The organism is Mycobacterium gordonae, assembly GCF_001417955.2.
GTDB classification, from domain to species: Bacteria; Actinomycetota; Actinomycetes; order Mycobacteriales; family Mycobacteriaceae; genus Mycobacterium; species Mycobacterium gordonae_B.
On record NZ_LKTM01000351.1, the window covers coordinates 22,352 to 34,526 of the forward strand.

Consider the following 12,175-nt stretch of genomic DNA (forward strand, 5'->3'; position numbering starts at 1 on the left):
AGTCAGCCGTGCGCGCCTGCGTGCTCGTCCTGCCCGGCGGCAAGGTGCGCAGTGACGAGCCGTCGCGCTGGTGGCAGCCGGCCAACCTCCGGATGATGTTGCTGGCACGCGCCCTGCGGCGCCGGCTCGGGTCGGAGGCCGTCGTGCGACAGGTCCAGTACCGGTTGCGGGGATGGAACAGCCCGCGGCGGGATCCGGTTCTCGATGCCGACGCCGTGCTGCGCGCCTGCCGGCGGGAGTGGCAGCCGGAAATCGTTGTGCTGGTTGGGCATTCGATGGGTGGGCGGGTGGCCGCGCAGCTCGCGGCCCAGGGAGGCATCGCGGCGGTGGTGGCACTGGCGCCGTGGTGGGCGGGGGACAAGGGCGATCTGATTCCGCAGGGCACCCGGCTACTGGTCCTGCACGGCACCGCTGACACCAGGACGGACCCCCGTACTTCCTACGAACAGACACGGCGGGCAGGCCGGCGCGGGCTGGACGCTGAGTGGGTGGGTGTCGCGGGTGCGGGACACGCCATGGTTCGTCACTGGCGTCAATGGCACGGCCGCACGGCCGATTTCGTCGCCGATTCGGTAGCCGGAAATCATCGCCACGGGCGGTCTGGGCAGCAACAATGAGGAGGCGCCCGTCCGTGCCCGTCGGCGGCTGGGCGGGGACCGAGGAGCTTCGTCGAGAGCGCATGGAGAGCCGATGACCACCACCGACCGCGTCACCGTCGTCGTAGCCGACGATCACCCGGTAATGCGACAAGGCGTCGTGCGGGCACTCAAGGCCAGCGGCCGGGTCGACGTGGTCGCGCAGGTCGGCGACGGGCGTGCGGCATTGGACGCCATCAGGAAGTTCCGGCCGACGGTCGCACTTCTCGACTACAAGATGCCGGGCCTGGACGGCCTCGAGGTGACCCACGCGATCGCCCGCGACGGCGTGCCCACCAGCGTGGTGTTGCTGACGGCTTTCGATGACAGTCCGGTCGTGTTCAAGGCTCTGGCCGAGGGAGCATCGGGTTTCCTGACGAAGGAATCGGACGCCGACGAGATCGTGAACGCCGTGCTCCGGTGTGCGGGCGGGGAGTCGTACCTGCCGGCCGGGGTGGCGGGTGGCCTGGCCGGGGAAGTCAGACGGCGCGGCAGGGGAGCGACGACCTCGCTGACCGAGCGTGAGACCCAGGTGATCACGATGATGGCCGAAGGCATGTCGGTGCCCCAGATCGCCGAGCGACTTCACTTGGCGCGCAGCACAATCAAGACGCACGTGCAGTCCCTCTACGAGAAACTCGGCGTATCCGACCGTGGTGCGGCCGTCGCCGAGGCGATGCGGCGTCGACTACTGGAGTAGGCGGTCAGGCGGACACCCGCTCCGGCGCGACACTGGCCCGCAGCGGTAGTTCCACCCGCAGGTGCGCGCCGCCGGGTTCGTCGAGGACCGTCAGAGCTCCGCCGGCGGCCTGAACCCGCGCCCGGTGCGAGGCGAGACCGATGTGCCCCTCGGCGAAACGGCGGGCGGCGATGTCGCTGGCGATCCCGATCCCGTCGTCCACCACGTCGACGCGCGCGACGCCACCGTGCACGGCCAGTTTGACCGTCGCCGAGCTGGCCTGCGAATGACGGGCCACATTGGACACCAGTTCACGGATGACCCCGAACAGGATCGGGTCGACCGGATTGGGGTCGGGGTAGTCGATGTCGGTCGAGATCGCGATGCCGGAGCGGGCCGCGGCAACCGAGACCAGCTTGTCCACCGCCGCGGCCAGACCCACCTGTTCCAGCAGTGCCGGGTGCAATTCAAAGGTGGCTTCGCGCAGCAACTGTGACGCTTCCCGCAGACTGTCCAGGGCCTCTTCCAGCGGCGCGTCCGGGGCGACCTTGAGGAACCCGGCGAGGTCACGGCGGGCCGCCAGCACGTCCTGCAGCGGTCCGTCGTGGATGAACTCCGAGATCTGGCGACGCTCGGACTGCGAGGCGGTCATCGTCTGAGCCAGCAACTCTTCCCGGGAGGTCGTGAGCCGGGCCATCTCGTCGACGTTGCGCAGTCGGAAGATGACCATCAAAAATGCTGTGGCACAGACGAACCCGTACATCATCACGATCAGCGCCACTTCCCAGGCGCCGACCCGCGGCATGATCACCGGGTCCTGCAGCAGCGACGCGGTGAACACCGCGAGGCTGGTGGCCAATACGGCTCCGGCGCGCCGCAGCGACAACTCGGCGGCCACCAGGCGCGGCAGCAGCGCCATGATCAGCAGCGGCATGTAGCCGCCGGGTGACAGCAATTTGAAACCGAAGACGGTGGCGACGTCGGCCAGGCCGAGTGTCATCAAGGCGGTGTCGTCTTCGAAATGATGAGGACCGAGGAATGCGACCAACAGCGCGGCCACGGTGACTACGCCGTACATGCTCAGCAACACCGCCTTGGCCGGTAGCCGGGCGGGATCGCTCGCGATCAGCATCGCGACGATCATGATGACGAGAACACCGACACGAAGCAGTGATGAGCCCTGTAGTGACCGCAACCGCTGTCTGCGCAGGACCTGCTCGATATCTGGGCTTCTCATGGGGTCACCTAACGTAGCCGCGCACACTGCCTTTGCGAAATGTACAACGGCCTGGCGCCAATTCGCTCCGGTGAAACCCGGATCAGAAAGGTCCACGGCTCACCGCGAGAAGAAGTTGTTGAAGAATCCGGACAGCTCGGTGCCCACGTTCCCGACACCGGAAAGGGTGTCGCCGATATTGGCCAGACCCGAGGCCAGTCGGCCGTCGTTCAGGTAGCCCGAGTTCCCCGGTCCTCCGTCGTTGCTGAGTCCTGATGTGTCCGCGAAGCCATTGAACAGGCCCGACGCCGCGCCGTCGGCGGAGTTGAAGAAGCCCGATGCACCCCCGCCGCCGGAGTTGAAGAATCCTGACGACGGGTCCGTCGAGGTGTTGAAGTAGCCCGGATTCTGTTGGTAGGCAAAGCCGAAGGTGTACGGGCCCACCGTGCCGCTGCCCGGGAAATCGAAGGTCTGGCCGAAGGTTTCGGCTATCTCGGTTTCCGAGAGCAGTATGGTCGGGCTGATCGTCCAGCCGCCGATGCTGTCGTTGTAGACCGTCGTGGTCACCGTCGAGCACCGGTAGAACGGGTACTCGTACCACGGGTAGCACACCGTCTGCTGCAGCTGCACCTTGATCGGGATGTCGGAGATGTTGAACTCGTCCAGGGTGATCGCGTTGATGTGGCCCGTGACCGGTACCTCGAGGGGTGCGTTCACGTCATAGTGCCAGGGGATCGCGGGAATGGTCGAGGAGTAGCCGACGGAGTCCAGACCCTGGTAATCGCCTCGCCACAACAGGCCGTTGCTGTAGCTGCCGGTGATGAACGCGCCGGTGTCGACATTGCCGGCGTTGGCCAGGCCGGTGCTGGAGTTGCCCGTATTGAACAATCCGGTATTCAAGCTGCCGGGATTGAACAGCCCGGTGTTGTAGTTGCCGGGGTTGAAGCTGCCGGTGTTGGTGGAACCGGCGTTGTAGCTCCCGGTGTTGTAGTTGCCGATGTTCGCGACGCCGGTGTTGGCGGTGCCGGTGTTGAACAGGCCGGTGTTGTAGTTGCCGGAGTTGGCGATGCCCCAGTTCCCGTCACCGGAGTTGAAGAGGCCGACGTTGTTGTCGCCCGAGTTGAACAGGCCGACGTTGTCGCCGCCGGAGTTCAGTGGGCCGAAACCGATTTGGCCGGTACCGGTGAGCCCGATACCGATGTTGCCCTGGCCGGTGTTGCCGAATCCGATGTTGCCCGTGCCGATGTTGCCGCTGCCCAGGTTGTGGCTGCCGAGATTGCCGCCGCCCAGGTTGTGGTCGCCGAGGTTGCCGTTGCCGACGTTGAGATTGCCGACGTTGGCGAAGCCCAGGTTGTAGTCGCCGAGATTGGCCGCGCCCACATTGAGCTGACCGCCGTTCGCCAGTCCCACGTTCAGCACCGTGCCGGTGGGGCCGTCGCGGAACATGCCCGCCAGGTCGGTGCCGACGTTGGCGATGCCGGAGACGTTGGCCGGTGCCGCGGTGTTGAAGACGCCCGAGACGGTGTCGCCGAAGTTGAGCAAACCCGATTGCAGCGCGCCGGCGTTGCGGTAGCCGGAGACATCCCCGGACGAGAGGTTGCGGAAGCCGGAGCTGTCGACGCCGACGTTGCCGAAGCCCGATGCGGAGCCGGTGCCGGAGTTGAAGAATCCGGACGACGGAGTGATGGTCGAGTTGCCGAACCCGGGCCCGGCGGGTGCGTTGATCAACGGGATGCTGATGGGACCCACCCCGCCGGATGCGTTGAGTCCCAACACCGTCGAACCGTCCGGGTTGCCGACGTTGATGGCGATCGCGGGCTGGTCACCGAAGCTGATGAGGATCGGGTCGCCCTTCTCGGCGCCGTAGACACTGATCGGGCCGATGTAGCCGACCACCTCTCCGCCCAGACCGTCATCCAGGCCGCTGAAGGAGATCTTCGGAATGGTGACTGGGTCGATTTGAACATCGTTGAGGCTCAATGTCATTGGGATGTTGAGCGGGACATCGACCGTGAGGTACGCGGGGATCTCCGGCACGGTGATGGCGTAGTAGGCGCCGGTTTGGCCTTGGTTGTCGGCGCGCCAGAGTAGTCCGTTGTTGTTGGTGCCGGTGTTGAACAGGCCGGTGTTGGTGTTGCCGGGGTTGGCGATGCCGGTGTTGTAGTTGCCGGGGTTGGCGGGGCCGGTGTTGTGGTGGCCGGGGTTGTAGTTGCCGGTGTTGGTGTTTCCGGTGTTGGCCAGGCCGGTGTTGTTGTTGCCGGTGTTGGCGATGCCGGTGTTGTTGGTGCCGGTGTTGAACAGGCCGGTGTTGGTGTCACCGGGGTTGGCGATGCCGGTGTTGTGGTTGCCGGAGTTGGCGATGCCCCAGTTGCCGTCGCCGGAGTTGAAGAAGCCGATGTTGTTGGTGCCGGTGTTGAACAGGCCGATGTTGTTGGTGCCGTTGGTCAGTGGGCCGAGGCCGAGTTGGTTGGTGCCGGTCAGGCCGATGCCGATGTTGCCGGTGCCGGTGTTGCCGAAGCCGATGTTGTGGGTGCCGGTGTTGGCGCTGCCGAGGTTGGCGGTGCCGGTGTTGCCGCTGCCGAGGTTGTGGTCGCCGAGGTTGCCGTTGCCGCAGTTGAGGTTTCCGGTGTTGCCGAAGCCGGTGTTGTAGATGCCGGTGTTGGCCAGGCCGGCGTTGATGGCGGTGCCGGTGGTGCTGTCGCGCAGGATGCCGGCGAGGTTGGTGCCGGTGTTGAGGGCTCCGGAGACGTGGCCGGTGGCGGTGTTGTAGAGGCCGGAGACGGTGGTGCCGTAGTTGGCCAGGCCGGATTGCAGGGTTCCGGCGTTGCGGTAGCCCGAGACGGTGGTGGTGGCCTGGTTGCGGAAGCCGGAGGTGTCGGTGCCGGTGTTGGCGAACCCGGAGGCCGCGCCGGTGCCGGAGTTGAAGAATCCCGAGGACGGGGTGGTGGTCGAGTTGCCGAACCCCGGAGCCGCCGGAACATCGAGGAAGGTGATGTCGATCGGTCCGATTCCGCTGTTGATGGCGATCGGAATGGAGGTGTCCGGACCGCCGATCGAGGCAGTGACGACCGGCAGGACTCCGGTGATCGCCGGCACGGAAATGGTGCTGAAGGTGACGCTGAGATACGACGATCCCAGGACGCTGATCGTGATCGGTTTGATGGTAACGGGATTGACGACGACGTCTGCGAGTCCCACCATGATGGGAATATTGACCGGAATCTCGAAATCCAGTTCCAGCGGCGAGAATTCGGGTATGTGGATGCCGGCGTGGAAACCGTATAGCCCTTGGTAATCGCCTCGCCAGAAGAATCCGTTGCTGTAGTTGCCGGCATTGAACGCACCGGTATTGACGTCGCCGGTGTTCAGCAGACCCGTGTTGTAACTGCCGGGGTTGACGAAACCGGTGTTGTAGTCGCCCGAGTTGAAGCCGCCGGTGTTCGCGCTGCCGAGGTTGTAGCTGCCCGTGTTATAGCTGCCTGGGTTGGCCAGCCCGGTGTTGGCGGTGCCGGCGTTGAACACTCCCGTGTTGTAGTCACCCGGGTTACCGATGCCCGTGTTGCCGCTGCCGGGATTCCACAGGCCCGCGTTGTAGCTGCCGGCGTTGCCGATGCCGTGGTTGCCGATGCCCGCGTTCCCGATGCCGCGATTTGCGTTGCCGGAGTTACCGATTCCGATGTTGCCGGTGCCGGAGTTGAACAGGCCGACGTTGCCGGTGCCGGAGTTGAACAGCCCGAGATTTCCGGTGCCGGAGTTCAGCGCACCGAAGCCGACTTCACCGTTGCCGGTCAGGCCGATGCCGATGTTGCCCTCGCCGGAGTTGGCGAAGCCGACATTGGCGTTGCCGGTGTTCGCGAAACCGAGGTTGCGGTCGCCCGCGTTTGCGAACCCGCGGTTGTGGTCCCCGACGTTGGCGGCACCGAAGTTGTGCTCACCCAGGTTGCCGGAGCCGACGTTGTGCATGCCGTGGTTTGCGAAGCCCAGGTTGACGCTGCCGATATTCGCGCTGCCGACGTTGTGGTTGCCGATGTTTGCGCTGCCGACGTTGTAGTCGCCGACGTTCCCGCTGCCCAGGTTGATGCTGCCGTCGTTGGCGAAGCCGAGGTTCGAGACCGCGAATTCGCCGAACAGTCCGGCCAGGTCGCTGCCCCGGTTGGCCACGCCCGAAATGTCGGCTGCCGTGTTGAGGTCCAGCGTGCTGGTGTTGAGCAGGCCTGACATCGTGTTTCCGAGATTCGCCATGCCCGAGATCAGGTCGCCGACGTTCTTGACGCCCGAGATGCCGGCGCCGCCGGATCCGACGTTGAAGAAGCCGGAGTTGTTGGCGCCGATGTTGGCCAGTCCCGAGGCACTGCCGGTGCCGGAGTTGAAGAAGCCGGACGATGGGACGCCGGTCGAGTTACCGAATCCCGGGCTCGCCGGGATGTCGATCAGCGGGATGACGACGGGACCGATCGAACCCGTCCCGTTCAGGCTGATGGCGGTGGTCGGCCCGCCGAGAGTCACCTCGATGGCGGGAAGGGAGATCACGATATTGCCGAACGTGATCGGGCCGACGCTCAGAGCCTGCGTCTCTCCGGTGCTCAGGACGTTGATGTCGGCGGTGTATTTGGGGATGGTGAAGCCCTGGACGGTCAGGGTGCCCAGGGTTGCGCTGACCGGGATGTTGATCGGGATGGTGATGCCGGCGTCGACCGGAATGGCGGTGTCGGGCAATGACACGGTGTAGCTGTAACCGATCAGTCCCTGGTAGTCACCGCGCCACAGCAGCCCGTTGCTGTAGTTCCCGGCGATGAACGCTCCGGTGTTGACGTTGCCCGCGTTGGCCGCGCCGGTGTTGTAGTGGCCGGTGTTCGCCAGGCCCGTGTTGTAGGAACCGGGGTTGAAGCCGAGCGTGTTGAAGCTGCCGGTGTTGAAGCTGCCGGAGTTGTAGTCGCCGGCGTTGCCGAAACCGGTGTTGACCGCACCGGCGTTGACGGCGCCGGTGTTGATGTCGCCGGCGTTGAGCAGGCCGGTGTTGAGGTGACCGCTGTTGCCGATTCCCCAGTTGCCGTTGCCGGAGTTGCCGATTCCGACATTGCCGGTGCCGGAGTTGAACAACCCGGTGTTGGCGGTTCCCGAGTTGAGCAGGCCGTTGTTGGCGCTGCCGGAATTCATTGCGCCGAAACCGATTTCACCGTTGCCGGTGAGCCCGATGCCGATGTTGTCGTTGCCGGTGTTGGCGATGCCGATGTTGAAGTCGCCGCTGTTGGCGATGCCATTGTTGGAGTTGCCCCAGTTGGCGAATCCGCGGTTGTGGTCGCCGATGTTGGCCCGGCCGATATTGTGCTGACCCAGGTTGGCCGAACCGAAGTTGTGTGCGCCGAGGTTGCCGAAGCCGGCGTTGAGGTTGCCGACATTGCCGCCGCCGATGTTGACGTCCCCGCGGTTGCCGATGCCGAGGTTGTAGTCGCCGACGTTGCCGAAGCCCGCGTTGAGCGAGCCGACGTCGGCCAGGCCCAGGTTGTATGACGTTGTCCCCGTGACGTTGTCGCGGTACCAGCCGGCGATGTCGGTGCCGAAGTTGGCCACTCCTGAAACATCAGCAGGCGACCCGACGCCGGTGTTGACGACGCCCGACATGGTGTCGCCCAGGTTGGCCACGCCGGACAACAAGGAGCCGACGTTCCGGAAGCCCGATACGTCGCCCGACGCGAAGTTGCGAAAGCCGGAACTGCCCGCGCCGACGTTGGCAAAACCCGATGCGGCCCCGGTGCCGGAGTTGAAGAAGCCCGATGACGGACTGGTCGTGGAATTGCCGAATCCCGGAGCGCCGCCGAAGTCGATGAGCGTCAGGTCCGCAGGCCCGAGACTGGCATAGGCCGGTATGACGATCACGGTGGAGCCGTCGGTGTTTCCGATCTGAATCGCCGGGGTGGGCCCGGTCGCGTACACGGGCGGAATGGTGAGGGAGTTGACGGTGCCCTCGAGCACCGGGATGGGCCCGAGCGCGACGGTGGTGCCGAACGGGATGTCTTCGATTGTGATGCCGTGGTAGACGGTGGTCGTGAAGCTGCCGCTGACCGGCACATTCACCGGAATGGTGGTGGTCAGATTCAACGCGATCTCGGGGACGTGAATCGCGTAGTAGGCGCCGGTTTGGCCTTGGTTGTCGGCGCGCCAGAGTAGTCCGTTGTTGTTGGTGCCGGTGTTGTAGGCGCCGGTGTTGGTGTTGCCGGTGTTGGCTAGGCCGGTGTTGTAGTTGCCGGGGTTGGCGGGGCCGGTGTTGTGGTGGCCGGGGTTGTAGTTGCCGGTGTTGGTGTTTCCGGTGTTGGCCAGGCCGGTGTTGTTGTTGCCGGTGTTGGCGATGCCGGTGTTGTTGGTGCCGGTGTTGAACAGGCCGGTGTTGGTGTCACCGGGGTTGGCGATGCCGGTGTTGTGGTTGCCGGAGTTGGCGATGCCCCAGTTGCCGTCGCCGGAGTTGAAGAAGCCGATGTTGTTGGTGCCGGTGTTGAACAGGCCGATGTTGTTGGTGCCGTTGGTCAGTGGGCCGAGGCCGAGTTGGTTGGTGCCGGTCAGGCCGATGCCGATGTTGCCGGTGCCGGTGTTGCCGAAGCCGATGTTGTGGGTGCCGGTGTTGGCGCTGCCGAGGTTGGCGGTGCCGGTGTTGCCGCTGCCGAGGTTGTGGTCGCCGAGGTTGCCGTTGCCGCAGTTGAGGTTTCCGGTGTTGCCGAAGCCGGTGTTGTAGATGCCGGTGTTGGCCAGGCCGGCGTTGATGGCGGTGCCGGTGGTGCTGTCGCGCAGGATGCCGGCGAGGTTGGTGCCGGTGTTGAGGGCTCCGGAGACGTGGCCGGTGGCGGTGTTGTAGAGGCCGGAGACGGTGGTGCCGTAGTTGGCCAGGCCGGATTGCAGGGTTCCGGCGTTGCGGTAGCCCGAGACGGTGGTGGTGGCCTGGTTGCGGAAGCCGGAGGTGTCGGTGCCGGTGTTGGCGAACCCGGAGGCCGCGCCGGTGCCGGAGTTGAAGAATCCCGAGGACGGGGTGGTGGTCGAGTTGCCGAAACCCGGAGCCGCTGGGATATCGAGGATTTCGATGGTCCCGCCCTGCAGGGCGCCTACGACAGCGGCGCCGATCGAGGTGGTCGGGCCGCCGATGACCACGGTGACCGTCGGGGCCGTGAGGGTCGACGGCGAGATCTCGACGGGTCCCACGTAGAAGGCGCCGTCGGCGAAGTAGGTGAGGGGATATTTGTAGCCGGGGATGGTCCAGTCCTGGCCGCCCACCACCAGGATCTGGTTGACCGGATTGTTCGATGCGATGTCGATCGGAATGGTCGGGATGTCGATCGCGATGTGGGCGCTGATCTGGCCCTCGTTGTCACCGGTGACGAAGAGGCCGTTGCTGTAGTTGCCGCGGATGAAGGCGCCGGTGTTGACGTTTCCGGTGTTGTAGTAGCCGGTGTTGTAATTGCCGGAGTTCAGGCCGCCGGTGTTGAAGCCGCCCGAGTTGTAGCTGCCGGTGTTGGTGTTGCCCGCGTTGAACAGCCCGGTGTTGTAGCTGCCGGTGTTGCTCAGCCCGGTGTTCACGTTGCCCGCGTTGAAGAAGCCCGTGTTGTAGCCGCCGGTGTTTCCGGCGCCGGTGTTGCCGGCACCCGGATTTGCGATGCCCCAGTTCCCGGTGCCCGAGTTTCCGATGCCGACGTTGCCGGTGCCGGAGTTGAACAGGCCGATGTTGCCGGTGCCGGAGTTGAACAGCCCGAGATTGCCGGCGCCGGAATTGATTGCACCGAAGCCGATCTCGCCGTCGCCGGTGAGCCCGACGCCGAGATTGTTGCTGCCGGTGTTGGCGAAACCGATGTTGGAGTCCCCGGCGTTTGCGAAGCCGACGTTGGCGCTGCCGGCATTCCACCAGCCCCGGTTGCCGGTGCCGACATTGCCGGGCCCGATATTGCGGTCACCGATGTTGCCCAGCCCGAAGTTGCCGACGCCGACGCTCGCCAGGCCACGGTTTCCTTCACCGACGTTTCCGCTGCCGATGTTGGCGTTGCCGATGTTCGCAGATCCCAGGTTGAAGTTCCCGATGTTGGCGCGCCCGATGTTGGCCTGGCCCAGGTTGGCGAAGCCCAGGTTCGCAAAGCGCGGGTCGGCGGCCGCGGCCGCACTTCCCGAACGCGTTGGCGCGAAGGGATTCAGCGCCGCGGCGATGGTCGAAGCCTCGCCGTGGTAGGCGAACAGCGCGGACACGTCCTGCGCCCACATCTGCTCGTAGTCGGCCTCGATCGCGGCGATCGCCGGCGCGTTCAGCCCGAGCGGGTTCGTAGTCACGAGTCGGACGAGCGCGGCACGGTTCGTCGAAATGATCTGCGGGTGTACGGTTGCCGCTCGCGCGGCCTCGAAAGCGCCTGCCGCCAGCCGGGCTTGAGTCGCTGCCTGCTCGGCGTCCGCCGCCGCCCCGCTCAGCCAGCCCACATAGGGCGCCACCGCGTCCAGCATCGCCGTGGCTGCCGCACCCTGCCAGGATGACCCGGTCAGCCCGGAGGTCAGCGTGGACATCGCCACTGCGCAGGAACGCAATTCCGCGCCGAGACCTTGCCAGGCGGCCGCGGCGGTGAGGATGGGGCTCGGTCCGGGACCGGCAAACATCCGCCAGGAATTGTGCTCCGGCGGAAACCTCGCGAAATCCATCACATCTCCCTAAGCCGCAGCTGCGCCGAGCGGAATCACCGCAATTCGAGGCGAATCCGGCGCAATCCGCAAACGGCTCCCGGCGCGGTTGTCTGCACCTGACCCGGCGGCCGACCGGCTCGTGCCGAGGCGGCAAGCGGAACTGAAATATGTTCATGCACAGCGACTTTGAACTCTAAATCGACACCGGCCGAGGCGCCTGAGGTGGTGGGAGACCGCGGCCGATCCTCCCCCAATCGGTGGAGGAAAGTTCATCCCGCAAATCGACCAGCCGACCGAGGGTAGTGCGGCCCGAATCGGTCGAAGGTGATCAGTGGAGCACGGACGTGCCGGCGAAACGCAATCGACCACAAGGGATTCAATGATGTCCTTCACGATCGTCAGTCCAGAAGCGTTGGCCGCGGCGGCATCCGAGGCGCTGGGAATCGGCTCCGAACTGCGCTCGGCGAACGCCGCGGCGGCCGCGTCGACGACCCGCATCCTGGCCGCCGCCGCCGATGAAGTGTCGGTCGCCGTGGCATCGTTCTTCGCCCACCATGGCCGGGACTACCAACGCCTCAGTGCCCACCTGACCGACACTCACGACCAGCTGGCGCGAGCCCTGAGCTCGAGCGGCCGAACATACGCGGCTTCCGAAGCGGCGAACGTGGCGCCGTTGCACACCGTGCTTGACGTGATCAATGCGCCGACGGAGGCGCTGCTCGGACGGCCATTGATCGGTAACGGCGCACGCGGGGCCAGTGGGCCGGTCGGGCAGCCCGGGCAGGACGGCGGCATCTTGATCGGCAATGGCGGCGGGGGCGGCAATAGCAGCGACGTGAACGCCCCGGGCGGGGCGGGCGGTTCGGCCGGGTTGATCGGCCGCGGTGGCACCGGCGGAACTGGCGGCTCGGGCGGGGCCGGCGGCACCGGGGGCACCGGTGGCTGGCTGCTGGGATCTGGTGGTGCGGGCGGAACCGGTGGGGCGGGCGGGTTCGGCGGCCA

Annotated in this window: 5 protein-coding genes; 3 read left to right on the forward strand and 2 right to left on the reverse strand. The window is 65.8% G+C overall.

Annotated elements, in window-relative coordinates; all coding sequences use genetic code 11:
• The first annotated feature begins 8 nt into the window (after positions 1–8).
• Positions 9–617, forward strand: coding sequence for an alpha/beta hydrolase (locus tag AO501_RS27240; protein ID WP_055580694.1), 609 nt, complete (start codon positions 9–11; stop codon positions 615–617).
• 73 nt (positions 618–690) lie between these two features.
• Positions 691–1,335, forward strand: coding sequence for a response regulator transcription factor (locus AO501_RS27245; RefSeq protein WP_055580695.1), 645 nt, complete (start codon positions 691–693; stop codon positions 1,333–1,335).
• 4 nt (positions 1,336–1,339) lie between these two features.
• Here the strand turns inward: AO501_RS27245 and AO501_RS27250 are convergent, their stop codons facing one another.
• Entirely contained in the window at positions 1,340–2,551 is a 1,212-nt protein-coding gene (locus tag AO501_RS27250) for a sensor histidine kinase (protein WP_063892929.1), read from the reverse strand.
• A gap of 99 nt (positions 2,552–2,650) precedes the next feature.
• On the reverse strand, positions 2,651–11,191 hold the full coding sequence (locus AO501_RS27255; RefSeq protein WP_055580697.1) for a PPE domain-containing protein: 8,541 nt from the start codon (positions 11,189–11,191) through the stop codon (positions 2,651–2,653).
• Between the two features lie 364 nt (positions 11,192–11,555).
• On the opposite strand from AO501_RS27255, the gene AO501_RS27260 reads away from it, so the two are divergent.
• The coding region (locus tag AO501_RS27260; protein WP_156452810.1) for a PE family protein at positions 11,556–12,175 on the forward strand (620 nt) is incomplete at its 3' end.

Bases quoted from the DNA above. Each gene is read 5' to 3' on its own strand.
- AO501_RS27245 (WP_055580695.1), top strand. From the start codon at position 691: ATGACCACCACCGACCGCGTCACCGTCGTCGTAGCCGACGATCACCCG.
- AO501_RS27250 (WP_063892929.1), bottom strand. From the start codon at position 2,551: ATGAGAAGCCCAGATATCGAGCAGGTCCTGCGCAGACAGCGGTTGCGG.
- AO501_RS27255 (WP_055580697.1), bottom strand. From the start codon at position 11,191: ATGGATTTCGCGAGGTTTCCGCCGGAGCACAATTCCTGGCGGATGTTT.